Source organism: Levilactobacillus fuyuanensis (assembly GCF_003946395.1).
In the GTDB taxonomy this organism is placed as follows: Bacteria; Bacillota; Bacilli; order Lactobacillales; family Lactobacillaceae; genus Levilactobacillus; species Levilactobacillus fuyuanensis.
Window position 1 is genome coordinate 20,073 of sequence record NZ_RHNZ01000004.1, and the last position, 25,436, is coordinate 45,508.

The 25,436-nt window shown below is 51.2% G+C and carries 21 protein-coding genes; 13 read left to right on the forward strand and 8 right to left on the reverse strand.

The features are described 5' to 3' along the window. Window positions 1–480: 480 nt before the first annotated feature. The 3 genes from EKM73_RS02230 to EKM73_RS02240 are packed head-to-tail and all read right to left on the reverse strand — an operon-like array spanning window position 481 to window position 3,386. Window positions 481–1,446, reverse strand: coding sequence for an electron transfer flavoprotein subunit alpha/FixB family protein (locus tag EKM73_RS02230; RefSeq protein WP_125700367.1), 966 nt, complete (start codon window positions 1,444–1,446; stop codon window positions 481–483). Window positions 1,447–1,459: 13 nt separating this feature from the next. Continuing rightward, entirely contained in the window at window positions 1,460–2,254 is a 795-nt protein-coding gene (locus tag EKM73_RS02235; RefSeq protein WP_125700368.1) for an electron transfer flavoprotein subunit beta/FixA family protein, read from the reverse strand. Window positions 2,255–2,264: 10 nt separating this feature from the next. Then, on the reverse strand, window positions 2,265–3,386 hold the full coding sequence (locus EKM73_RS02240) for an acyl-CoA dehydrogenase family protein (protein WP_125700369.1): 1,122 nt from the start codon (window positions 3,384–3,386) through the stop codon (window positions 2,265–2,267). A 214-nt stretch (window positions 3,387–3,600) separates the two neighbouring features. On the opposite strand from EKM73_RS02240, the gene EKM73_RS02245 reads away from it, so the two are divergent. From EKM73_RS02245 to EKM73_RS02285, 9 genes are all read left to right on the forward strand, one after another. Then, window positions 3,601–4,632 (forward strand): aldose epimerase family protein, encoded by a 1,032-nt coding sequence (locus EKM73_RS02245; protein WP_125700370.1) that lies wholly within the window; start codon window positions 3,601–3,603, stop codon window positions 4,630–4,632. Window positions 4,633–5,362: 730 nt separating this feature from the next. Continuing rightward, window positions 5,363–7,096, forward strand: coding sequence for a phospho-sugar mutase (locus EKM73_RS02250; protein ID WP_125700371.1), 1,734 nt, complete (start codon window positions 5,363–5,365; stop codon window positions 7,094–7,096). A 427-nt stretch (window positions 7,097–7,523) separates the two neighbouring features. Further along, window positions 7,524–7,766: a hypothetical protein gene (locus tag EKM73_RS02255; RefSeq protein ID WP_125700372.1), complete on the forward strand. Its 243-nt coding sequence runs from the start codon at window positions 7,524–7,526 to the stop codon at window positions 7,764–7,766. Window positions 7,767–7,825: 59 nt separating this feature from the next. Further along, the gene (locus EKM73_RS02260) at window positions 7,826–9,259 is read left to right on the forward strand and encodes a glycoside-pentoside-hexuronide (GPH):cation symporter (protein ID WP_125700373.1); all 1,434 of its coding nucleotides are present in this window, start codon (window positions 7,826–7,828) and stop codon (window positions 9,257–9,259) included. 220 nt (window positions 9,260–9,479) lie between these two features. Next, window positions 9,480–10,649 carry a galactokinase gene (locus EKM73_RS02265; protein ID WP_125700374.1) on the forward strand — a complete coding sequence of 390 codons (1,170 nt, stop codon included), beginning with the start codon at window positions 9,480–9,482 and terminating at the stop codon, window positions 10,647–10,649. Window positions 10,650–10,805: 156 nt separating this feature from the next. Beyond that, complete coding sequence (galE, locus tag EKM73_RS02270; RefSeq protein ID WP_125700375.1) at window positions 10,806–11,810, forward strand: UDP-glucose 4-epimerase GalE; 1,005 nt, start codon at window positions 10,806–10,808, stop codon at window positions 11,808–11,810. Then, window positions 11,811–13,274, forward strand: coding sequence for a UDP-glucose--hexose-1-phosphate uridylyltransferase (locus EKM73_RS02275; RefSeq protein WP_125700376.1), 1,464 nt, complete (start codon window positions 11,811–11,813; stop codon window positions 13,272–13,274). A gap of 15 nt (window positions 13,275–13,289) precedes the next feature. Further along, window positions 13,290–14,300, forward strand: coding sequence for a LacI family DNA-binding transcriptional regulator (locus EKM73_RS02280; RefSeq protein WP_125700377.1), 1,011 nt, complete (start codon window positions 13,290–13,292; stop codon window positions 14,298–14,300). A 262-nt stretch (window positions 14,301–14,562) separates the two neighbouring features. Continuing rightward, window positions 14,563–14,757 carry a hypothetical protein gene (locus EKM73_RS02285; protein ID WP_125700378.1) on the forward strand — a complete coding sequence of 65 codons (195 nt, stop codon included), beginning with the start codon at window positions 14,563–14,565 and terminating at the stop codon, window positions 14,755–14,757. Window positions 14,758–15,036: 279 nt separating this feature from the next. Here the strand turns inward: EKM73_RS02285 and EKM73_RS02290 are convergent, their stop codons facing one another. Beyond that, complete coding sequence (locus EKM73_RS02290; RefSeq protein ID WP_125700379.1) at window positions 15,037–15,471, reverse strand: MarR family winged helix-turn-helix transcriptional regulator; 435 nt, start codon at window positions 15,469–15,471, stop codon at window positions 15,037–15,039. A gap of 108 nt (window positions 15,472–15,579) precedes the next feature. Between EKM73_RS02290 and EKM73_RS02295 the strand changes: the two genes are divergently transcribed. Next, window positions 15,580–16,050, forward strand: coding sequence for a hypothetical protein (locus EKM73_RS02295; protein WP_125700380.1), 471 nt, complete (start codon window positions 15,580–15,582; stop codon window positions 16,048–16,050). A gap of 274 nt (window positions 16,051–16,324) precedes the next feature. Here EKM73_RS02295 and EKM73_RS02300 read toward each other — a convergent pair whose 3' ends face one another. The 3 genes from EKM73_RS02300 to EKM73_RS02310 all read right to left on the reverse strand — a co-directional run bounded on the left by EKM73_RS02300 (window position 16,325) and on the right by EKM73_RS02310 (window position 20,529). Then, window positions 16,325–18,274, reverse strand: a complete 1,950-nt coding sequence (locus EKM73_RS02300; RefSeq protein WP_125700381.1) for a M13 family metallopeptidase — start codon at window positions 18,272–18,274, stop codon at window positions 16,325–16,327. Between the two features lie 276 nt (window positions 18,275–18,550). Then, entirely contained in the window at window positions 18,551–19,054 is a 504-nt protein-coding gene (locus EKM73_RS02305) for a MarR family transcriptional regulator (RefSeq protein WP_125700382.1), read from the reverse strand. 590 nt (window positions 19,055–19,644) lie between these two features. After that, the gene (locus EKM73_RS02310; RefSeq protein ID WP_125700383.1) at window positions 19,645–20,529 is read right to left on the reverse strand and encodes a hypothetical protein; all 885 of its coding nucleotides are present in this window, start codon (window positions 20,527–20,529) and stop codon (window positions 19,645–19,647) included. Window positions 20,530–20,748: 219 nt separating this feature from the next. Between EKM73_RS02310 and EKM73_RS02315 the strand changes: the two genes are divergently transcribed. From EKM73_RS02315 to EKM73_RS02325, 3 genes are all read left to right on the forward strand, one after another. Beyond that, on the forward strand, window positions 20,749–21,174 hold the full coding sequence (locus EKM73_RS02315) for a universal stress protein (protein WP_020090020.1): 426 nt from the start codon (window positions 20,749–20,751) through the stop codon (window positions 21,172–21,174). Window positions 21,175–21,927: 753 nt separating this feature from the next. After that, the gene (locus tag EKM73_RS02320) at window positions 21,928–23,046 is read left to right on the forward strand and encodes a YibE/F family protein (RefSeq protein WP_125700384.1); all 1,119 of its coding nucleotides are present in this window, start codon (window positions 21,928–21,930) and stop codon (window positions 23,044–23,046) included. Next, window positions 23,043–23,825: a YibE/F family protein gene (locus EKM73_RS02325; RefSeq protein WP_125700385.1), complete on the forward strand. Its 783-nt coding sequence runs from the start codon at window positions 23,043–23,045 to the stop codon at window positions 23,823–23,825. The genes EKM73_RS02320 and EKM73_RS02325 overlap by 4 nt, the downstream gene beginning before the upstream one ends. Before the next feature lie 203 nt (window positions 23,826–24,028). Here the strand turns inward: EKM73_RS02325 and EKM73_RS02330 are convergent, their stop codons facing one another. Next, on the reverse strand, window positions 24,029–25,345 hold the full coding sequence (locus EKM73_RS02330) for a hypothetical protein (RefSeq protein ID WP_125700386.1): 1,317 nt from the start codon (window positions 25,343–25,345) through the stop codon (window positions 24,029–24,031). Between the last annotated feature and the right edge of the window lie 91 nt (window positions 25,346–25,436).

Here is a 25,436-nt window from a genome sequence, read left to right on the forward strand (position 1 = left end):
AAATAGTCTCATGTTTTGCCAAAATAATTTCAATTATTTTCCAGATTACGAAAAAGTCCCGGAACACCGACCACGTCAAATGGTTGATGTTCCGGGACTTTTGTTGTTTTTCGCAAGGTGAAATTGGTTTGAATAATGCGGAGGCACAACTAAAATTCACAAGTAGTGTTTTTTAGAGTCGGCCATGCTAGATTGGCGCAATTGTGATAGTGGTCCATGATTTGTTTAGTGCTGCCAATAAAATCAAACCTAAGCCGGAGGAGGCCAGGGATGCAGCCGGCCGTGACGGCGGTGTTAGGCCGGGCGGTTGTTTCTTCCCGGACTTACAGCGTGGGACGCGTTTGGAAACTCGCATGAACCTCGCGAGATTTCAAACCGAGCCGGAAGCCAGTACTTTGGCTGCAGGCGGTCCCCGCAGCAGGCGTAATCCCTGGCAGCCGCAGGCGGCCTATCTCGGCAATCCCAGCACTAAACAAATCACTAGACGAATTGCGCCAAGAGAGCGGACATGAACGCCGGTGCATCGCCAACGTAGCCGTAATCGGCCACATCGAAGATCGGCGCGTCCTTGTCAGAATTGACCGCAACAATCGTCTGGGAATCTTGCATCCCCACGAGGTATTGCACGGCTCCACTGATCCCAAAGTTCAGGATCAGTTCGGGATGAATCGTGTTCCCGCTTTGTCCAATCTGGTCGTCGTGCGTGAAGCGTTCCTGGTCGGTCAATGGCCGAGAGACGCCGATGCGGCCACCAAGTTTTTCAGCTAACTTGGTAGCGGTGTCGATGGTGGCTTCGCTAGCAGCACCACGTCCTAAGGCAACCACGCGACTGGCATCACCGACTGTTGTTGCCGTGTTGACAACGGGGACAGCCGTCTTGACTTGCAGGCGGTCGACGGGGTGGAAGGTGATCGTATCGGTTGTGACTTCGGCAGCGCCATCCGCAGCTTCAGCCACGAAGGTGTTGGGCCGTACCGTTGCCATTTGTGGCCGGTGGTCGGGACAGATGATTTCACACATGATGTTGTCTCCATAGGATGGTTTGGTGGCGACTAACGTGTCGTCATCGAAACGCAGGTCCAGACAGTCGGCAGTCAGGCCGGTCTGTAGCTTGGCTTGGAGCCGTGGCGCAATTGAGCGGCCGGTGATGGTGGCGCCAAATAGAATGGAATTGGGTTGGTATTTCTTGACCAGCTGTTCCAGGGCGTCGGCGTGTTCGGCGTCAGTGGCGGTTGGGAAACGATCGTCGCGCACGACCCGAATTTCGTCGGGACCATAGGATTTTAATTCGTCTTCCAGGCGGTCGTTGGTGGCTTCAAACAGGATTGCCACGGTGTGAAATTGGTCGCCGGCAAGGTGCTTGGCCTTGGTAATCAGTTGTTGGGTCGTGAGTTCAATGTGGTCTAAGCGGCGTTCCGCGATGACCCACAGTTCTGGTTTTGACATAGCAGATTCCTCCTTAGATTAATTGACGGCCCTTTAAGGCCTTGATCAGTTGGCTGGCAGCTTCGCTCGGCGTTCCGGTCAGTGGCGTCAGTTCTCGTTTGACCGGCTTTGGTGCGTAGACTTTGGTCACAATCGTTGGTGAACCGGCTTGGCCCAGCCGAGAATCGTCCAGGTCGAGGTCGTCGTGGTGCCAAACGGTCAATGGTTTCTCAAAGCTGAGTTGAATGTTCCGGGGCGTTGGGTAACGTGGCGTGTTTAGCTCGCTACGGACACTGACAACGGCTGGAAGTTGCGCAACCAAGGTCTGCTTGGTGTCTTCCAGCAGGCGTTCAGCGGTGACTTCATTTTTACCGCTCAAACGTAAGCTGGCGGCATAGGTGATCTGTGGTTGGTGGAGAAATTCAGCGACGATGGGGCCAACCTGACCGGTGTCAGCGTCGACGGCTTGCCGCCCAAAGAGGATGAGATCGGCGTCACCAATCTTCTTCAAGGCTTGCGCGATGACGTAACCGGTGGCCAAGGTATCGGCCCCGGCGAAGGCCCGGTCAGAGAGCAGGTAACCGGCGTCGGCACCCATGGCCATCCCTTCACGCAGGGATTCGGCGTAGTCGTCCGGGCCCATGGTGAGCAGGGCAACTTGCACGTCGTCACTGGTGCTATCCTTTAAGTGCAAGGCCAGCTCGATGGCGTTCTTATCAAATGGATTCATGACGCCGGCCAGGCCACGGCGATCCAAGTTATGGGTGACCGGGTCGATGGTGACGTCGTTAGTTTCGGGAACTTGCTTGATACATACGACAATTTTCATGGGGAGCCTCCTATTTGTTGAATTCGGCGGTAGCAATGGCGGACCGCATCTTTTCAACGGTACCTTCGGCAATTTCCATTGCGCGGGCATCCCGAATCAGGTGCTCGACTGGGTATTCGCGGCTGTAACCGTAGCCAGCTAAAATTTGTAGGGTGTCGTCACCGGCGCTGACAGCGGCCCGTGAGCCGTGAGCCTTAGCCATAGCGGCTTCTTCACTGTACGGTTGACCGGCAGCCTTTAATTGGGCCGCGCGTTGGTACAGGAGCTTTGTGGTCTCCTTGCGCATGGCAATGTCAGCGACCTTACGATGGGTCACTTGCAGTTCGGTCAGGGGTTTGTCGCCGGCCTTACGTTCCTTGGCATAGTCGGTGGCAATCTTCAACTCGTGCTCCATAATGCCGGTGAGGACGGCCCCCATTAAGATGCGGGCGTCATCGTGGGCGGAGTCGCCGATGATACCACCGTCGCCGAGCTTCCCCAGCAGGTGGTCGTCATCGACAACGATGTGGTCCATCACGATTTCACCGACTGGCGTGCCACGAAGACCAATGAAGTCTTCGCGTTTTCCAAATGAGAAACCAGGCATGTCCTGATCAACAACGAACACGGAGAGTTCCTTCGGCGCGGTCTTGACCAGCACACAGTAGACCTGAGCGAGGCCACCGTTCGTGATCATGATCTTATCGCCGGTGATGACCCAGTGGTCACCTTCACGGGTGGCCGTTGAGCTGATCCCCATTGGGTTAGAGCCCCCGGAGGCTTCGGTCATAGAGAAGGCGAAGATCCGGTCATTAGCGGAGGATAACAGTTGTTTCTGCAGGGCCGGCGTCCCGAACTTAAGGATCTGATCGATGGTCTTGAAGTGGCCTTCGAGGGTAACGGCTGTGCTGGCGTTACCTCGGGCGATGTGGTTCAAGGCCGCAGCAGTGACTTCGGGGCCGAAGCCGGCACCGCCGAATTCTTGGGGTAGCATGATGCCGAGAAAACCGGTATCCGTCAATTTTTGCATAAAGCCGGCTGGGAAGTCACCCGCGGCGTCCATGGGCATATCCTCAGGACTGATTTCCCGAGCGGTATAGTCGTCGACCATTTGGAGCAGCAGCTTTTCAGCGGCAGCAGTTGTAGCTGGCATAGATAGTTCCTCCTTATTCAAGTAATATTTCTTGTGTAAAAGTGCACGATTCGAGGTAAGTATAGCGAATAATCAAATTATAAGTCCAGCAAAAGCGTGATTATTTTGCCAGTAAATGGTTGCGGGTAATTTCAAATTTTCCTCCAAATAAATTGGTACTGACCAACCGGTTAGTATACAATGAAACCGGATTCTAAATTGGAGGAAATAACTGATGAATATTACACAAGAAGTTGCTGGCACCATTGCGAACCAGACCGTGACCAAGTACCTGTTAACCAATAAACAAGGAACGCGGGTGGCCGTTTTAACTTGGGGCGCCACGCTTCAAGAATTTAGTGTGGTCGAAGGTGACCGCCGACAACAGTTGGTCGTTAGCGAGCCAGATATAGCCGCCTATGAGAAAAATGGATTCTGTTTATGTCAGGCCTTGGGCCGAGTCGCTGGCCGTATTGCTGGCGCACAATTTGATCTCGATGGGCAAAAAGTTCATTTGGAAGCCACTGAGGGCCACAACGCCATTCATGGGGGACCCCATGGCTTCAAGAATGTGAACTGGACGGGGACAACCAGCACCACCGATGAGTCTGCCAGTGTGGTATTGACGCACACATCGACGCCCGCCGATGACCGCTATCCCGGAACGTTGGACACGACCATCACGTATACACTGACGGCGGACAATCGCCTAGAAATCAGCTTTACGGGGACCAGTGACGCCGCAACGCTCTTCAACCCGACGATTCACACCTACTTCAACGTGACTGATGATCAGCAGAGCATCGACAAGCAGTGGCTCCTGTTGAGTGGGGACCACCGGCTCGAGCTGAATGATGAGAAAATTCCAACGGGTAAAAAACTCCCAACGGCCGGGACTGGATACGATTTCAGCCAACCACGGACGATTGCGGATGGTTTGACCCAGCTCAAGCAAGCGGGTAAAGTCGAATACGATGATGCCTTTGAAGTTGTGCCAAGTGCAACCACGCCAATCGCGGCTATTGGAGACGCCACGGGACATCGGCGGGTCGCCCTCTACTCCGACCGCAACGCCCTTGTCGTCTTCACGGCCAATCCAACAGATAAGAAGCGGGCAGCGGTGCGTGACTACAATGCGCTGGCACTAGAGGCGCAGGCACTACCGGATGCGATTCACCACGCCGACTTCGGCGATATCGTGTTGCCAGCCAACCAAACTATCACCCACAAGATTGCGTACCAATACTTGGCTGGTGGCAAGGAGTAGTCAAAAAATACGGAGTGATCGCTTGCGGCCGCTAGGGATTCCGCCGCTGTGGGGACCGGCCAAAGCCTGAGAAGCGGTCTTTGGCCTCGCCTTGAAACCTCGCTTAAACCCGCGAGTTTCCAAGGTCGTCCCATGGCGTAAGAACGGGAAATTCTCCCGTCCTAACGCCATCGTCACGGCTGGCTCCATCCCCAGCTGCCTCCAGCTGGCAGTATTGCTTTGACTGCCCTCAGGTCATAGCTGTTGGTCAACTTTGCTCATCATTCTTCCTTGGCGACCAGAGTTGACGATGTCGAAGCAAAAGGGCCGCAAGAACCCTAAAGAAAGCGCAAAGTTTACTTAGCAACCTAGTTAAACTTTTACCAGCAACGTGTCAAATCATAAGCGTTGCTGGTATAGTAGTGTTATTGAATTTAAGTTAACCAGCACCGTCAGGGGAGAGGTAAAGGGATGGCGTGCGGGTTAACTATTGTCTGGGCGAGATCCGTGTCAGCCGTGAGGGTGGTGCAAATCAGCTCAGCCGTGGGAATTACCTTAGCGGCTGGCCGCTAAGGTAATTGGTGAGTTTGAAACTCGGTCTATGAGGTTCGAACTCAAGTCTGGAGACCGCTCCTTGGCTCCAGACGTCCGCCCACAGCGTCACGGCTGATTTGCACCGCCCGGCAAGGCGAAGTACACGAGATCGACCCCGGACAAAATGTTAAGTGATAATCGAAAAGGAGCGATTTAGATGAGTTGGCAAGAAAACTATCAGGTTTGGCAACAACAGCCCACGATGATTCCAGCAATCAAGCAGGAATTAGATGCCATTGCGGATGATCCAGAGGCGCTGAAAGCAGCCTTTAGCGGTCCCATGAGCTTTGGGACTGCCGGTATGCGGGGTGTCATGGGACCCGGTATCGGTCAAATGAACATGTACACCGTGCGGCAAGCGACCGAGGGAGTTGCCCGTTACCTGGACACCTTGGATGACGCTACGAAGCAACGCGGGGTCGCCATCAGTTTTGACTCCCGTTATCATTCCACGGAATTCGCTCACGAAGCCGCTCACGTTTTGGGGGCGCACGGGATTCCTAGCTTCGTCTTCGATGATTTACGGCCAACGCCAGAATTGTCGTTTGCGGTCCGCCATTTACATACGGCCATGGGGATCATGATCACGGCCAGTCACAACCCGAAGCAGTACAATGGCTACAAGATTTACGGGCCAGACGGTGGGCAAATGCCACCCAAGGCGTCCGACATGATCACCGATTTTGTGCGGTCTGCCAAGGATGTCTTTGCCATCAAGGTGGCCGACGAACAACAGTTACGCGCCGACAAGACGCTCCAGATCATTGGGGAAAATGTCGACCAACCTTACCTGAAAAACGTTGAGAGCGTCACGATTAACCATGAACTGGTCAAGACAGTTGGGAAGACCATGAAGTTGATCTACACGCCATTACACGGGACCGGAAAAGTTATCGGTGAACGGGCCCTGCGTGGTGCTGGCTTTGAAAACTTCACCATGGTGCCGGAACAGGCCATTGCCGATCCAGAATTCCCAACGGTACCGTTCCCGAACCCTGAATTTGCACAGGCCTTCGATATGGCGATTGCGCTGGGGAAGAAGGAGGGCGCCGACCTGCTAGTCGCCACCGATCCGGATGCCGACCGGTTAGGGGCCGCCGTTCGTCAACCGAACGGGGATTACCAACTGTTGACCGGGAACCAGATTGCCTCGATTTTACTGGCCTACATCCTAAAGGCCCGCAAGCAAGCCGGCCAACTGCCAGCCAACTCACGGGTCGTCAAGTCCATCGTTTCCACCGAGCTAGCTACCAAGATTGCGGCAGCTTACGGCGTGGAAATGAAGAACGTACTGACCGGCTTCAAGTTTATCGCCGAACAGATTCACCAATACGAGACGACCAACGACCACACCTTCCTGTTTGGGTTTGAAGAAAGTTACGGCTACCTGATCAAGCCATTCGTACGGGACAAGGATGCCATCCAATCCACGGTGCTGTTGGCGGAAGTCGCTGCCGACTACAAACAACGCGGCATGACGCTCTACGACGGGATCGAAGAACTCTACGCGACCTACGGCTACTTTGCCGAGAAGACCACGTTTGAGGAATTCCCAGGCGTCAACGGTGCCGACCAAATGGCCCACCTGATGAGCGAATTCAGAGAAAACGCGCCGAAATCCTTTGGCGACAGTGCCATTGAGACGGTTGAAGACTTCTCGACGAGCGTTAAGACGGAGGCTGATGGGACGACCAGCAAGATTGATTTGCCACAGTCAAATGTCTTGAAGTACTGGCTGAGTGACGGGACTTGGATCTGCATTCGGCCTTCAGGGACCGAACCCAAGGTCAAGTTCTACATCGGGACGAGTGATCAGACCGATGCGGCCGCCCAAAAGCGGTTAGCGACCTACGAAGCGGCTTTGAAGCAATACGTTGATTCAGTGAAGTAGGATTCAGCTTAATTAAAAAGTGTTTCAGTGCAGCTAGTCGATGCCCCTAGGGTGTCTACTAGCTGTTTTTTTGTGGCTGCGGCGCATCAAACGGGACAAACGGTTGCCATGCCGGCTAATGTAGTGGTGACTTGCTTTCACTAAATTTATAGGTAATCGTGGGTTTTCAACAGGGCACGGGTCAAAACAGCCAGTTTACTGATAGCTTTACTAAAGTTTTCATGCTAAAAAGACAACCGGTTGCAACTGACTACGACCAGTCGATACAGCAGGTTACCGAATATTTTTCACAATAAAAGTGGTTGCGTTTAAGCTGACAAAGCCCTAGAATAATAGCCGTAAAGCGCTTACATTTTAGTTAAAAATATATTTATACTTTTACTTGGGGTGTAGGTATTCTATTTTGAGAAATCAGAGGTGTGTCAAAATGGCTAAGAATGACAAGATTATGTTAGACCCCGCAAAGTTTGCGGCAGCTGTTTTGGGAGGAAACGCGCAGTATCCGGATGAGGAAAATAAGTTGTACATCAAGCGACAACTGACGCTCTACTTGGAAGCCACGTTACTTGCCCAGGACTTTAACAAGTTGGAAGAATCCCAATTTGATATGGCCAAGGCACAACAACGGGAGGATGTTCTCTCCAAGATCATTGAACACCGGTATCACTAGACTAGTGATTATCGTTAAGAGTTAGAACGCAGTCGCTTGTTGAAAGGCGTGAAAGAACAATGGTTAAGCAATATCTCTCATATGCTCTAGGGGCATTCGGACATGATGCCTTCTACGCAACACTTAATACTTATTTTGCAATCTTTGTCACCAGTGCCTTGTTCGTGGGGAAGGGTTCCGCCGCTGCAGCCGGAATCGTCACCACGATGGTCGTTGTTATTCGTTTAATTGAAATTGCTTTTGACCCAATGATTGGTGGGATGGTTGATAACACCGATACCAAGATTGGGAAGTTCAAGCCATGGCTGTTAGCGGGGGCAATCGTCAGTTCAGTTGGACTGATTCTCATGTTCTCCAGTCTGTTTGGTTTGGCAGATTCCAACAAGTCCATTTACTTCTTGGTCTTTGGGATTGTCTTTGTTATTATGGATATTTTCTACTCGTTCAAAGACATTTCATTCTGGTCCATGTTACCAGCCTTGAGTGTGGATACCAAGGTTCGGAACCGGTTTGGGACAGTTGGTCGTTTCGGGTCTACCTTGGGTTCTCAAGGGGTCATCATTGTCATTATGCCTTTGGTCATCTACTTCTCCCAAAAGTTCTCTGGGACCCATGGTTCTACGGAAACGCGTGCCGGCTGGTTAGGATTTGCCATCGTGATTGGGCTTGTTTCTCTGTTAGGGGCTTTGGCCACTTTCTTTGGAACGAAGGAAACTAAGAACTTAATTCGTGAAAATACGGAACGGACCCGTTTCCGCGACGTCTTCAAGGTTATTGGTGAAAATGACCAATTGATGTGGTTGGGTCTCTCTTATCTGTTATTTGCCCTGAGTTATGTTGTTACGAACTCTCTCCTGATTTACTACTTCCAGTACGTTATTGGTAATGCGAAGGCCTACAGTGTGGTTGGGGGTGTTACGGCCATCTTAGGGATCATCTCAGTGCCACTGTTTCCAATCATTGTTTCCAAGATTACTCGGCGTGGGGTCTACGTCGGCGGTATCTGCATGATGTTAGTCGGCTACGTGCTCTTCAACTTTGCCGGTAGCAGTGCCATCATGATGTATATCGCGGATGCCATCTTCTTCTTCCCATACCCAATGATCTTCCTGGCGGCCTTGATGACCATTACCGACAGTGTGGAATACGGGCAATGGAAGAACGGTACGCGTAATGAATCCGTTACCTTGTCAGTCCGGCCTTTGATTGATAAATTAGCTGGGGCCTTCTCAACTGGGATCGTTGTTATTGCGGCTGTCCACTCTGGGATGACGGGTAACGCCCAACCTAGTGACATTACGGCTCACGGAATGTTTATCTTCCACTCCTTCATTTTCTACATGCCAATGATCTTGTTAGTCATCTCTGCTTTGATTTATGAATTCAAAGTCACTTTGTCTGAAAAGAAGCATGCCGAGATCGTTAAGAAATTGGAAAGCAAGTTACAAACTGAAAAGACTGAAAAAGACGCAAAGATTCAATCAGAAAATTAATGAAGCGTTCATTGTGAAGAGCCTGGGTGACGATGCCCGGGCTCTTGGCATATCTAAACGACTGGAACCAACTGAGGGATAAATCCCACAGTCAACAGGAATCAAAAAGGATTGAGCCAGAAAAAGAAAGCGCTTTATAAATGAATTGACAATTGCTGCAAAAGCGTTTATGATAATCGTAGTAAAAGTTTACTAAAAATTTATTAAGGAGTTAATCGCCATGGACTTTGCCAGCTTAGCAACTGAATATCAAGAAAAGTTTGATGCTGCACCAGAACGGGTCTTCTTTTCTCCCGGTCGAATCAATTTGATTGGTGAATACACTGATTTTAACGGTGGCCACGTTTTTCCAGCTGCAATCAGCATGGGGACTTACGCCGCGTACACGAGCCGTGATGATCGGCAGTTTCGCGTCTATTCGGCCAACGTCCCGGATGCGGGCATGTTGACGTTCTCACTGGACGATTTGGCCTTTCATAAGGCTGACAACTGGGCCAATTACCTGAAGGGGATGTTGTTCGAGCTGGCGAAGCAAGACCTGACGATCGACCATGGTTTCGATCTCTTTGTTCACGGGAACTTGCCTGATGCCTCCGGATTGTCCTCATCCGCTTCTATGGAAATGTTGATGGGTGAAATCCTTCATGCCGCTTACGGTATGAAGTTGGATGAGGTTGAAATGGTTAAGGTCGGCCAACAGGTCGAAAACGACTACTTTGGCTTGAATACCGGGATCATGGATCAATTTGCCATCGGCATGGGGAAGAAAGACCAGGCCATGCTGTTGGACACGAATACCATGGACTATGAGTATGCGCCCCTCAACTTGGACGATAACGTCGTAGTCATCATGAACACGAAAAAGCGGCGGGAACTGACCGATTCTAAGTACAACGAACGGCGGGCTCAATGTGAAGAAGCCTTGCGCCGGTTGCAGACCAAGCTGGATATCAAGACGTTAGGGGACTTGGACGAAGACCAATTCGACCAGAATGCCTACCTGATCAACGATGATACGCTGATCAAACGGGCACGGCACGCCGTCTTCGAAAATCAACGGACATTGAAGGCCTTCAAGGCGTTACAAGACAACGACCTCGAATCCTTTGGCCACTTGATTAACGCGTCCCATATTTCCTTGAACTACGACTTTGCCGTAACTGGGAAGGAACTAGACACGTTGGTTGAAACCGCTTGGCAACAACCTGGCGTCTTAGGTGCCCGGATGACCGGTGCCGGTTTCGGTGGCTGTGCCATTGCCATTGTTAAGAAGGCCAATGTAACCGACTTTGAAGCCAAGGTCGGTCAGGTTTACGAAGACACGATTGGCCACAAGGCAGAGTTCTACGTTGCAGAGATTGCGGACGGTCCTAAGGAATTGCAGAAATAGTCTGGTTATTTTTGGTCAGGGTGAATGGCGTTCACGTCGCCTAGTCAACCCAATTTAACAGCTTAAAAAATTAGTTTTAAAATAAGATCAGTCAAAGAGCCCGCTGGTTAACGACTAGGTTAACCAAGGCGCGACATAATTGAGGAGGAATTGATGATGACAGTTTTAGTTTTAGGTGGTGCTGGTTACATTGGCTCACATGCCGTTGATCGGTTAATTCAAAAGGGATACGACGTTGCGGTCGTCGACAGTTTAGTCACGGGGCACCGTGCCGCCGTTAATGATAAGGCTCGTTTCTACCAAGGGGACGTGCGCGACCAGGAATTCTTGAACGGCGTCTTTGACAAGGAAGACATCGAGGGTGTCATGCATTTCGCCGCCTTCTCTATCGTTCCAGAATCCATGGAAAAGCCACTGAAGTACTTTGACAACAATACGACCGGGATGGTTTCGCTGCTGGAAGTCATGAATAAGCACAACGTGAAGCGCATCATCTTCTCATCAACGGCGGCCACCTATGGCGAACCTAAGCAGATTCCTATCAAGGAAACGGACCCACAGATTCCAACCAATCCATACGGTGAAAGCAAGCTGATGATGGAAAAGATCATGCGGTGGGCCGACGAAGCTTACGGCATCAAGTTCATCGCGCTGCGGTACTTCAACGTGGCCGGGGCCAAGGAAGACGGGAGTATTGGTGAAGATCACCATCCCGAAACCCACTTGATTCCAATCATCTTGCAGGTCGCTGCGGGAGAACGTAAAGAACTCTCCATTTTTGGTGGCGACTACCCAACCAAGGATGGGACCAACGTCCGTGACTACGTCCAGGTTGTCGACCTGGTCGATGCCCACATCTTAGCGTTGGAATACCTGAAGGCTGGCCATGACAGCGATGCCTTTAACCTCGGCTCATCGACTGGTTTCTCCAACAAGGAAATGCTGGAAGCCGCTCGGAAGGTTACGGGCAAGGAAATCCCTGCCAAGATGGCCCCTCGCCGTGCCGGTGATCCTAGCACGCTGATTGCGGCTAGTGACAAGGCACGGAAGGTCTTGAACTGGCAACCACAGTTTGACAACGTAGAAGATATCATTCGGACGGCCTGGAACTGGAAGCAAAAGAATCCAGCCGGCTACGATGACCAGGACGAGGCAAAATAAATGGCACAAGACACAATTCAAACGTTTATTGATCAAATCGTCCAATCTCCGGCACCTTACACGGAGCTGGATCGGCAGTATGTGACCAACCGGATCTTTGCGTTGATCGGCGATGGTGACGCCCAGACGACTACCAGTGCCGATCCAATCGACCTGGTGGCGGCCATGGTTGAGACGGCCGTTGCCAATGGCAAGATCGAGAATGCGCCAAGTCCCCGTGAGATTCTGGAGTCCCAGTTAATGGACTTCATGACGCCGCTGCCATCCGCCGTCAACCGTGGCTTCTGGGACCGGTATCAACAGAGTCCCAGTGCCGCAACCGACTGGTTCTACCAGTTAAGTAAGGCAAACAACTATATTAAGACTAGAAATATTGCACGCAACGTGGTCTTCCCAGCCCAGACACCGGCCGGCAAGTTGGAAATTACCATCAACCTGTCCAAACCGGAAAAGGACCCGAAGGCGATTGCGGCCGCCCAAACGCAGACGCAGGTCAGCTATCCATTGGACCAACTGTGCATGACTAACGAGGGCTATCTGGGGCGTCTCGGCTATCCCGCCCGTAGCAATCACCGGATTATTCGGATGATGCTGGGCGGCGAGACCTGGGGCTTCCAGTACTCGCCATACGCTTATTTCGCGGAACATGCCATCTTCTTGGCCAAGAAACACCGGCCAATGGTAATCAACCAGCATACCTTTACCAACCTGCTGGAAATCGTCCGGCAACTACCAACCTACTTCGTCGGGAGCAATGCCGACCTGCCAATCGTGGGTGGTTCCATGTTGACGCACGATCATTATCAGGGGGGCAAGCATACCTTCCCAATGATGTTGGCACCCGTAGACCGGGCCGTAGACCTGGGCGTCACGGGTGTTACCGCAGGAATCGTGCAGTGGCCGATGACCGATATTCGGCTACGCGGGACGCAACCAGAACCGCTGATTACGGCAGCGACGAAGGTTCTGAAGAGCTGGATCGACTATTCCGATGAGTCCGTGGACGTGCGTGCCTATACCGATGGCACCCGTCACCACACGATTACGCCAATTGCCTACCGGGATGGGGCGGACTATGTGTTAGACTTAGTCTTACGGGATAACCAGACGTCGGCTCAGTATCCGGATGGCATCTTCCATCCGCACCAGGACGTTCAGCATATCAAACGGGAAAATATTGGCCTGATCGAAGTCATGGGTCGCGCCATTTTACCCGCACGGCTGAAGGCCGAAATGGCCGAAGTCAGCAAGTATCTGTTGGACCAGCCCAACCAGATTGCGCCGATGCACCAAGCATGGGCCGATGGGTTGAAGCAGGCTAACACGATTACCGAGGCTAACGTGACGGCAGTCGTTCATGAGGCTATTGGGAATACCTTTGCCCGTGTATTGGCTGACGCTGGGGTCTTCAAACGAGACGCCCAGGGTCAAGCCGCATTAGACAAGTTTATTGCACAGATTTAATTCTGACAGGAGGTGATGGTGATCGCAGCCACCTTAAAAGATATTGCGAAGACAGTCGGGGTCTCACTAGCGACCGTGTCACGGGTCTTGAATTACGACCGGACATTGTCGGTCAGTGAGTCCACCAGAAAACAAATATTTGAGGTCGCCGAGGACTTGAACTATACCAAGTCCAAGCGCCGGGCCAATGCCCCGGTCAAGCAACTGCGGGTCGCCATCGTTCAGTGGTATTCGAAGTCCAAGGAACTCGATGACCTGTACTATATGGCGATTCGATTGGGCCTAGAGAAACGCTGTGAACAGCTCAATATGCTGGCCACTCGGACCTTTCAGAATAATCTGCAGGCCATTGATCCAGACGTGGATGCCGTCATCGCTATTGGAAAATTCAGTGATGAGCAGGTTCAGACGTTATCGCAATTGACGGGTAACCTCGTCTTTGTCGATCAGGATCAGTTGGGTCACGGCTATGACAGCGTGGTCACTGACTTTGACGTCGCCGTGGACCAGGTCGTCGACTACTTCTGGCAACACGATCAGCATGAGATTGGCTTGATCTGTGGGAGCGAGTCGACGACGGATGGCAAGCTGGATGTGCTTGATCCGCGGTACACGGCATATTGTCGTGACTTGCAGGAGCGGGGCGCATTCGACCCCAAGCTGGTCTTCACCGGGGATTACACCTCGGAGTCCGGTTACGAGCAGATGCAGGCCGCGGTGACGCGACTGGGGGCTAATTTACCCCACGCCTTCTTCGTGAGCAACGACCCGATGGCCGCTGGGGCATTGAAGGCGCTGCGTGAGAATGAAATTGCCGTGCCCGAACGCGTCAGTCTTTTCAGCTTCAATGACACCACGATTGCCAAGTATGTCTTCCCCGAGTTAAGCAGTGTCCACGTGAACACGGAGATGCTGGGCGCGGAGGCCGCCGACCTGGTGGCTGACCGCTTGCAGACGGGCCGACAGACGCCACAACGGGTGACGATTGGGACTGAGTTGGTTGTTCGCGAGAGCACGTTGAAGTAACAACGTGACTGCCTGGGTAAGCGGGGTAGTAGACGCTTACAACTTATGCCAGCTCTTAAACGTCAGCATTGGTTGAATGATGAAATAGATAAAGCTCTGAATCCCATTAGATTAGGATTCAGAGCTTTTTTACATAGGGAAGGTATGTTCTTAAAGGTTTTTTGAACGGTAGCTAGGGACAAATTTTGAGACAACTGTTAGAGATTAACCATACTTTTTGTATGTATTTCGGCGCGGTATAATTAAAAGAGGGGATGTTCTAGTGGAGAAACAAGGATACACAGCCGCTAAGGCCAAGGCTAATAAGAAGTGGAATGAAAAAAATAAGGATCGTATGCGTTACATTAATGCTCGGTCCGCTGCACGGAGCTTCATTCGAAACAAGTCTACTCTGGATGACCTGCAGGAGCTACAAGAACTGATTGACCAACGCAGAATTGACTTAAAGGAGCAATAGGGGTCCTTTAGGCAATCTTGAGGTGGACTGTCAATCGTTTGGAAATGATTGTCAAAGTTGGAACGAAAAATTTTTATGTAGATTTAGGTGATATTGCAGGGTCATACGTGAATAAGTTGCAAGGCGACTCTGATTCGTACGTCAATGTGACGGTGGCCCAGAAGTGTATTTAAGTACTGCAGTAGGGAGAAGCAGATTTAGTTTTCTATTTCGGATTAGCGTGTTGAGAAAATAGATAAAGCCCCGGATCTTGGCGGATTCGGGGCTTTTGGTGTATTTTTATTTCGACTGATCGAATTTCTTAGCCCGGTTACTCCAGGTTTCCAGCTCGGTGAAGACTGTCTCGATATCAGCTTCCGGAGTATCTTCGAGGACTTGATCCCAGAGGGACTGTTTGACCTGGCGAATCGTCTTACAGGCGGCTAGTCCCTGGGGAGTAATGCTGACCCAAGTGGTGCGGTGGTCGGTGTCGTCAGGGGTTCTAGTAGTGTAGCCGGCCTTTTCGAGTCGGGTCATTTCACGACTGACTAGTCCTTTATTGATGGCGAGTTCGGTCGTAATCTGCTTGGCCGTAACCCGGTCGTGTTCGCTGATGAAGAGTAGAAAGTTTGCATTGGTACCGTTGATGTCGGGCAGCGTGATCTCGCGGTTCATGGCTGTCTGAAAGCGACGGTGGAGTGCTCCAATAAATTTTCCAATTCTAACGATGTCCAAGACAACGGCCTCCTTTTTTATTCAGTATAGCATAGAATATGGTTGACAAATAAACTAAATGCGACTATTCTGTAATAGTTGCTTTATCAACTATATGGAGGATCTAACATGACTTTTAAACAGCGATTGCTTTTTACTTTATTACTATGTACCGGTATGGCGGGCAGTATGAGCTGGTTGGGAATGGCAGTTAACGCCGGTATTAATCTTACGATGTGGCGGGTGTACTTGCTGTCGATCGTTCCCACGATTATCTTCGCCTTTATCTTCAATCTCTTGATTGCCAGTACTCTAAGTACTTTGCTGATTAAATGGTGGACACGGGGGATGGCCAATGCAGACGCGATTCACCTCAAAGCCGGGACGATTCGGAGTTGGACGATGCTACTGGTAATGTGTTTTACCATGAGCACGCGCGCTTTGATCATGAATGGCACGCTGGGTCACATGACGGCGGTGCAGTTCATTCTCGGCTTCTTTGAGACGCTGACCTCAGCTTACTTTATCCGGGAACTCTTCATCATGCCGGCAGTTCGACGAATTATGGCGCGCACCCACGGCACACTTAAGCGTGGATAGTTGGCAACACTTCGGAGTAGAGTGTTTCGAAAACAATCAAATTATCAAAAGGTACATGTAATACCAAAAAGTCCTCAAGATTGACTAGTTTAGCCATTCTTGAGGATCTTTAGTTTTTAAAAATAATTTCAGAGCAACAAAATAGGACCGCGACGGTTGTCGTGGTCCTATTTTGCTGGTGCATCTTTCACCTTTACAGAGACTTTACACACGGCTATCACTAGCTATGCTATAGTGATTGGTACAGACCAAATGATTAATTTAATTTCAAGGCTTACCAGATCTTTACCCGGTCGGCCGGTGCCAAGTACATGTCGTCACCTGGTTGAACGTCGAAGGTGCTGTAGAAGTCAGCGAGGTTCTTGAGTTGAACGTTAGCCCGCAACTTGGCTGGCGCGTGCACGTCGATCGATAACAGCAGTTGCATGTATTCGGTCGTGGCCTTCATCCGCCAAACGTTGCCCCAGTTGATAAAGAAGGCCCGCAGGTCAACGTCATCTTCCGACTTAGCGGCTTCGAGCGCACAGCTTAAACCACCGGCATCGGCAATGTTTTCGGAAACGGTCAGCTTCCCGTTGACCTTCTGGCCGGCGAAGTCGATGCCGTCAAATTCGTTGATCATCGATTTAGCCAGGTCTTGGAAGTGACTGAGATCGGCATCCGTCCACCAGTTGTTCAGGTTCCCAAACTCGTCGAATTGGGCCCCGTTGTTATCAAAGGCGTGGGAGATTTCGTGAGCGATTACGGCCCCGATTCCCCCATAGTTGGCGCTGCTAGATTGTTCCAGGCTGTAGAATGGCTTCTGCAGGATGGCAGCGGGGAAGACGATTTCGTTGTTGGTCGGTGAGTAGTAAGCGTTGACCGTGTTGGCACTCATTTCCCACTTGTCACGATCGACGGGCTTGCCCCAGTGAGCGAAGTGGTCGGCGAGGACAATTTCGCTGAATCCCTGCAAGTTATCGAAGAGGGACTTGTTGGTGTCGACCTTGAACTTGGCGTAGAGTGGGTCGATTTTGTCGGGGTAGCCGACCTTGATCGTTAATTTTTGCAGCTTAACGACGGCCTTTTCACGCGTTGATTGGCTGAGCCAGTCGTTGGTCTTCAGCCGGTTCTGGTAAACACCAGCCATCTTGACGACCATGTCGTGGACGTCTTGCTTTGCGGCTTCACCGAAGTATTTGTGACCGTAGTAGTCCCCAACAACTTGGGAGAAACTTCCCATGGCCAGGTAATAAGCGGCCTTTTCTTGAGAGCGAGCTTCCTTCTTACCGGAAAGGGCGCGGCTGTAAGTGCCACCGACTTGACGATACTCTTCGGTCAGGAGGCCGGTTGCGTCAAAGGCGGTGTTGACCAGCATCCAACTCTTAACGGCGTCAAAGTTTGCTGGCGTCAAGATGTCGTTAACGGCATCGAAGAACTTCGGTTGTGGCAAGATCACCGTTTCAGGTGTGTCGTGTAACAGGTCAGTGATGGCCGCGGTCAGGTCAAGGGCGTTGACCTTGGCATCGACATCGGCTAACTTACGTGGGTTGTAAATCTTCACGTAGTCGGCTGCTTCTTCGGAGGACTTCACGTGTGGTGCGATTTGGGCATCGAAAGCCTTGGCTTGTTCGACGATTTCGGCAGCCTTGTCGCTGTCGTAGCCGAGCATTTCCAGGAGCTTCGTCGCCGTTTGCGTGAAGATTGGCATCAACTGCTTGGCAGCTGGATTGTCCTTACTATAGTAGGTTTTGTCGGGCAAGAAGAGGTCCGGTGCGTCCACGTACAGGGCGTACTGGCTGGTGTCCTTCATGTCGGGTTCCACACCCACGCCAATTGGCACGGGTAAGCCTAGACGGTGCCATTCGGCTAAATGAGCGCTGAGGTCATCAAAGTCCTTGAGCGCTTCGATCTTGGCCAACCATGGCTTGAGTGGGGCGGTACCGGTGGCTTCACGTTGGGCAAAGTCGCTGGTCATGCCATAGAGCTTCTTGAACTCCGCCATTTCGGGATTAGCCGGCGTCAATTTGCCCGCTAAGAGGTCACTGAAGTCGTGCATCAGGGTGTGCTCGATGTTGTCAGCTAGGTCCATGAAACCCCCAGTCGACGCGTGGTCACCGGGGATGGTGGCCTGAGCGGCCCACTTACCGTTGACGGCGTCGTAGAAGTCCTTGGTCAATAAGGATTCGTCCACTGGAAAGTCATCAGCGGAAGGTGCATCAGAAGCAAAACGATTAATACGCATAGGAAATCCTCCTTAAAAATAGTCATTAGTGACAGGTTAACCCATTTGCAGATAAAAGGGAATTGATTTTATCATAAATCTCTCATAAAGCCGATAAAAGGCAATAATAACGGGGTCGGAACCCGTGGCTCTGACCCCGTTATCCCCTATTCCGATGACGGAAACTGTATGCTTGTGGTAGCTCAAAGACTGTGTGGGTCTTAACGTAGCGGGCCGCTTTCCCCAATTGGAGCAGGTGACCACCGCGTTAATCGAAAGGTGACAGTGGCGGTGAGGCTATTCACCGCCGAGCGCCTTACGCTTTGCGTGCAGAATTGGCCGCTGGAACTTTGGCCGAGTCCGATCCCAAACCGCAATGTTTTGTTGGTACTGGGTGAAGAAGTCGGTGATATCTGCCGCAGTCAGACTGGTTGGAATCTGATTCCATGTCTCAGCACTTTGCAGGAAAGCCTGGCGAATGTCATGCTCCACGGTGGTCCCCTTATCGGTCAACCGCAGATACTTCACGCGGCGATCGTCCATCTTAGCTTCCTGTTCAACGAATCCGTCCAGTAGCAGGGCCCGTAACTTACGTGCCGCCGCCGAACGGGTGGTGCGCGTGGAATCTGCCAATTCACTGAGCGTAATGTTGCGTTGCTCATGAATTTGTTTCAGCAACAGATACTGTTCAAAACTAACCGAGTACTGACCGGTAATTTGTTCCGCCGCATTGATCAACACCCGAAAAATTTCCCGATATTGCCGTAGAAAATTTTCAAATACTCTTTCTTCGTTTTGCATAATAACTCCCCCTTGAAAACGAATCTAGCCGGTTTAGTAAATTTTGACGCGCAAAATCACCGCACCTATTCACTACCTCAGCATACCGTTATTATGCCGCCTGATTGCTAGGGATAAAAATGATTGCGCTTAGGGAGAAAGGGTTAGGACAATTCAGTTTGTTATCTGGTTCAGGGTATGCGCTAACTAACTTTATCCTAGTAACTTGTACTCGTGATTCTTGTGGGCAACTGTCGCCTGCGGTAGCCAAGGATTCCACCTGCTGTGGGGACCGGTCCAAGCCAAAGGACGGTCTTGGACCTCGACTTGAAACCTCGCCAAGACCGCGAGTTTCCAAGCTCGTCCCATGGCGTAAGAACGGGAAGAAGCGAACACCCGTCCTAACGCCATCGACACGGCCGGTTACATCCTTGGCTACCTCCGTCTAAACGCGTCGTTCACACGAATTATCGGGGAGTTACTAGGACGTGGTGTGGGTGGCTGGTGTTTGTTTGGCTGTAGGCGGTCCCCATGGCAGACGGACCCCGACAGCCACAGGAAAACTCGCGCAAAAAAACTCAGCGGCAATATCCGCTGAGCTTCATCGATCGTTATTTCGTCATGTAGATGTAGAGGTGATCTGTTGAGAAGCCGGTGTTGAAGCGGATACCGTTGGATTCGATGGTCTTGGTCGTCGTGGAAGAACTGTTCTTCTTGGCGTCCTTTAAGACCTTTTCAAACTTGTTGATGACGTACTTGGGCTTGGCGTTCAACGTGGTTCCCAGCAGGGCGAAGGTGGTTCCAAACTTCTTCTGACCGGTCTTGGTCTTCATCTGTTTGGTTGGTGTAATCATAGCTAAGCCCATCAGCTTACCATCTTGGACGTTGGCCCGTACCGTGGTGTACTTGGTGTCGACCAGGTTCTTCACGCCGTCCTTAGTCGTCGTTGGCAGGAGGCTGTCCTTGGCCTTCTTCTTGGCCGTAGCCATTTCGGTTTGTAACTGCTTAGCAGCGGCCTGTTGCTTCTGTGCAGCCGCCGCGGCGGCCATGGGGTCGGTCTTGGCTAAAACTGCCAATTTCTTCTTAGTGGCTGCTTGGTTTTTTTGCGCGGTTTGGAGTTGCTTTTGTACCTTGGTTGGTAAGTAAGTGCCAATGACCATCTGGTTGTACTTGGCGGCGAGCTTCTTGTAGTTGCCCAGAGCCTTGACCTTCTTGACGGTGATCGTCTTCTTGGCGCTACCCGCAGTGATTTTAACGGTTTGGTCCTTAGTTGCGGCGGGGACTTGGAAGAAATAAGCACCACCGTTAGTCTTGACCGTTTGCTTCTTGCCATTGTCAATTTGGTAGCTCACATGTTTGGCGCCAGCCGTTCCTTTAACGACGGCGGTCAGTGCGGTTGGGCGATAAGTGTTCTTCTTCGTGGTGACTTTATTATTCGAGCAGCCAGCCAGGGTTAATGCAAGTAACCCCAGGGCACCCAACAAAAACTTCTTCATTATTTTGGAAACCATCCTTCTATTATTAAGTCGTTTGATTAATCTTACCACAAACCGTAAGGAATGCCAGAATGAGAATCACCTAAACATTTGCCCAGAACCCTAAAATTCTCGTGAAAATTTGTGCATTTACCTTTCCACGAGGCGTAATTATTGCTATGATAAAGGTGTTGAAAGCGATACCACATTGATGGTTTAATATGGAAAGGACGGGATATCATGTATGAACGGATCTTAGTACCAATGGATGGGAGCAAGAATGCCCACAAAGCACTAGTGGAGGCGACCAAATTGGCGCAAAAGCTTGGATCGAAATTGTTCATCGTTTCCGTCGCTAGTGATCAGACCTATGCCCACTACGGCGCGGAATTCGGCAGTGAAATTGTGACCCACTTCAAGGAAGCAGCTTCCAAGTTCTTGGATACCGCTGTTGAAGAAGTGAAGCAGGCGGGTGTGCCCGTTGAAACACGGTTCAAGACGGGGCTCCCAAAGCCAACGATTGCCGTAACCTTGCCGGAAGAATTGAACACGGATCTGACGGTCATCGGCCGTTCCGGCTCGCACGGTTTAGGGCGTGCCATCATGGGTTCCACCACGAGCTACGTGGTTCACAATTCTAAATCAAGTGTATTGGTTGTAAATTAATAACGTTTTAGGGATCTGGCGACTGCTGGGTCTCTTTTCTTTTGGGGTTAACTTTGTTGGAATTTTAAATGAAAGATGACATTGGAGATTACGCAAAGAAGGGCAGAGAACTAGCGACATAATTGTCGGTGCGTTTGTCCTAACACTATGTAAAGTCGCAGGGCTGGTGAAAACGGGCTCAGCTGTGGGAATTATCTTAGCGGCGAGGGTCATGCCGGTTAGATAATTGGGTGGGGGTAAGACGCGGTTCTAAGCAGCTTACTCCCAAGCCTAAAGACCGCCTTATGGCTTTAGGCGTCCGCCCTCAGCGTCCCGGCCCATTTTCATCAGCCCGGAGGCACTGTCAAAGACAAGACAAAAATAAAACGCACTGACAATAAATGTCAGTGCGTTTTACGGTAAGGCGTCAGATTTACTTTTTGTTCTTTAACCAACGTTGTAAGTCTGAAATTTCGTCGCGTCGCTTCCGGTCCTTTTTACGGTTAACCTTCCGACGACCTTGAACGCCATTTGGATGTGCTTTTCTCATTGTAAAAACCCTCGCTTAATTAAAATAACAATCGGGTATCATTCTATCGTTAATCCACACAAATTGCAAGGGCTGCCTGGGATTCTCCAGTAATTCACCCCCTGGTAGGGTTGCTAGAGCAGCGATTCATGTGATTTGGTTAAAATTTTCATGGGGCAAAAAGTAACCCCACGGAAAGTGGTATATTGGATGCAACGCGTCAAAGGTTGGAAGGGACAGGGAATATGCAAGGCTTACTTAAGAAAAGAAAGGTCACCCTTGGATTGTGGCTAGTGGTGCTGCTGATCGGCAGTTTACTGGTATGGGGAACGCAACACGATGCCAGTCTCTACCGCGATCCCATCATGCAGGTAACGAGCGTCCAGAAGGGGCAGGCAACCAAAGAGGAAGATGACTTTCACAACGTGGATTACCAGACCAAACAGAAGCTGTCTGGCCGCATCCTGAATGGCAAGTACCGCGGGCAAAAGCTAACGGTCACCAATACTTATTCGCTGTCTGGGGCGATGGATCAACATTATCGCAAGGGCAGTCAGCTTTTCATCGTTGTTCACCAACACCGACACGGCCAGCTGACGGCTACGGCCAAGGACGCCAAGCGGGATACGGCGCTGATCTTCATGCTGTGGCTGGTCGTGGGCCTGCTACTACTGATCATGCAGTTCAGTGGCTTCATGGCGTTTCTCAGCGTGGCGCTCAACGGGGTGTTGTTCCTGATGGCCATCATTTTAAACGGTTCAACGCAGGGGGCCCGGGTGCTGTGGATCTTTGGCAGTCTTGCCGTGGTTTTCGCGGCCCTGACCCTGTGGCTGGTCATCGGTGCTAATCGACAGATGTTGATTACGCTGGCGACTACGTTAGGGGGGACGGCGCTGTCGATTATCGTGGCGTTACTGGTCTTTCATTTCACCCACGAGAAGGGGATGTACTACGAGTCCATGCAGTACGTGACCCAACTTCCACGCCCGTTGTTCTTGGCCGAAACGTTGTTGGGGTCATTGGGAGCTGTCATGGATGAGTCGACCGATATTATTTCGTCGTTATTCGCTTTAAAACGGGAACGGCCCGAACTGTCGGCCACTCAAGTCTTCAAGTCCGGCCGACAGATTGGGAGTACCATCATGGGGCCACTGATCAACGTGCTCTTCTTCATCTTCGTGGCGGACACCTTTCCAATGGCGATGCTCTACTTGAAGAACGGCAATAGTTGGGGCTACACCTTCTCGATGAACATGTCGATGGGGGTCGTGCAAAGCCTGATCAGTGGGATCGGTATTGTGCTGGCCGTGCCGTTAGCGAGCTATCTAGCGAGTCGCTTCATGGAAAAGAAGGTGCGCGCATGAGTACGATTAACGTTTTAGGCTTGGTCTTATTAGCTCTGATGGTGCTCGTCGGCGGCAAGGCGGGGTTCCAATCGTTTCTGGCACTCCTCCTGAACTTCGGTTTACTCTTTCTGGCCATTGTACTGGTGGCTTTTCACTTTCCACCACTGCCCGTCACGCTGGTTGTAGGGGTGCTAGTTCTCGCGCTGACCATCTTCATGAGTAGTGGCGACGATCTGTCGAGTACCGTGGCGTTTCTGGCCTCAGCGGCCGTGCTGGTCATTCTTGTCTTACTGATTGTGCCGGTCGAGCACTGGGCGTTGGTCCAGGGGTTCGGTCCGGAAGATAGTGAGGACTTGGAGGGATTGTCCGTGCTGGTTGGCATTAATTTTGTGCAAGTCACGACCGCCACGGCCATCCTGAGCACGCTGGGGGCTATTGCGGAGGCCGCTATGGCCATTTCAGCGGGACTCAGTGAAATCCTCGAGCAACACCCTAAAGTGTCCACCAGGGCGCTTTTAGGGGATGGTATTGCCGTGGGTAAGCAGATTATCGGGACCACCTTCAACACGCTGTTCTTTGGTTTCTTCGGGGGTTTTCTGGCGTTGTTTATCTGGTTCACGGGAGTTCACTACTCGTTTGGCGAGATTTTCAACGATAAAATCTTCGTGTCGGAGATCCTGATGATTCTCTTCGCTATGGTCAGTGTGATCCTGACGGTACCGATTACGACTTGGGTGATGACCCGAGCGGTTGCTGGTCAGCGGAAACGCGCGGCGAAGCAGATGAATGAAAAATAACTGTCATTAAAAATAGAGCCGGTTCTCGAAGGCTAAGCAGGAGTGCTTAGTTGACGGGAGCTGGCTCTTTTATTTTAAAATAATTGATTAGTTTTCGGCAGATAGGGGTATTGTTACAGATCATCAGAAAGTATTTTTAAGTCAGATCTGGCATAAACTAGCTGAAATGTTTTCGAATTATCAATGATACTGAGGGAAACCTGTTATTCCAGCGAAGCCATCCCCGAACTCCACATCAGCGCGTGACCACGCCGATTGACGTAGATGGTGCCATAGGTATCCTCGGGGTCAGGGTCGCCATCTTGAATTGAGAAGAGGTAGCGCTTGGACTTGTGCTTCAGGTTAAAATCAACCACGCGGGCGTTGTCGTTGTCCCAATCCAGCGTGTGGACCTTGGGATGGGTCTCAATGACTTTCTTGAGGCCATGAACATTGTGGGCCTGCTGAATCAAGCGGTAATGGTGATCGTAGAATCTGACAGCCGTGATTTTATCACCGTGAATGTCGAAGACGGTGGGGTAATAGAGATAGCTCATCGTCAAAGAGCGAATCCAGTGGTGATGTCGGTAGAGGTTGTAGACGCGCTGGGCATAATGGTAGCCATGTTGGTTCTTCACCGGTTGAGTCTGCAAACGGACGGTATCCGTGGACTTGGCATGCAGGAGGGCTTTGGCGGGATTGACAAACTTGCCCCGAGTGAGTTGATGGCTCTTGCGAATCCAGCCCACGGGACCCGTGGCATTGTAAAGGTACAGGTAGGTCCGCCCCTGATTATTGGTGGCCTCCTTGGTCGCGTAGAGTTGCTGGTAGAGCAGGTGAGAGACGTCACCACCGGTCACGTTGGGCTTGGACCCGGGGATGACATTCCAGACGCGCATGGTCGTCATTTTATAGTCGTTTGGGCCGTGTTCACCGTCAAAGGTGTTGAGATAGTATGGCACGTGGTTGAGCCGGTGCTGAGAACGAATCGGTCGGACTTCCCGCAGGTCCTGGGGCCGAACATAACCAGTCATCGCGGGCTCATCAAAGTCGTTGGTTTCAAGCTGATAAAATCCCGGTGCTCGCCAGGGTTTAAAAGTGTTGTAGAGGTCGTAAATTCTAACGCCGACCAGCGTCTGCTTACTGCCGTAGTAGGTCCGGACTGCCATGAAGTTATAGCGCTCGTTATGGTTGTCGTAGGGGACATAGGCCGCATTATTCAGGGAACTAGTCTTTTCATGATCAATCAGTTCATCGTAAACTCGGGTGTGTTTCGTCAGGCGATAGGCGATGTGCCGGTCATTGGGAACCACTTTCTGCAGGGTTCCCAACTTGGCCTGCATGTTCTGTAGCTTGCGGTGCGTCCGGTACTGCAGCTTTTGCTGGGAGAGCAGTTGAGCCGGAATCGTCCGCTTGGCAGTGTTTGTAGCGACAGCGTGCTGTTGTTTAGTATATCGTTGATAAATGCTGTGACCCATCAGTCCTGCCAGTAGGACGAGCACCAGGCCAATCACCCAGCCATGCCATTGTCGCTTCCCCATTAGTCTTTCCCCACAATCTGCGTTTTATCTATGCTTAATTATAGCGCGAAAAGGGTTGGGCAAGTTGTTCAGGTTAGTAAGCTTTAATTAA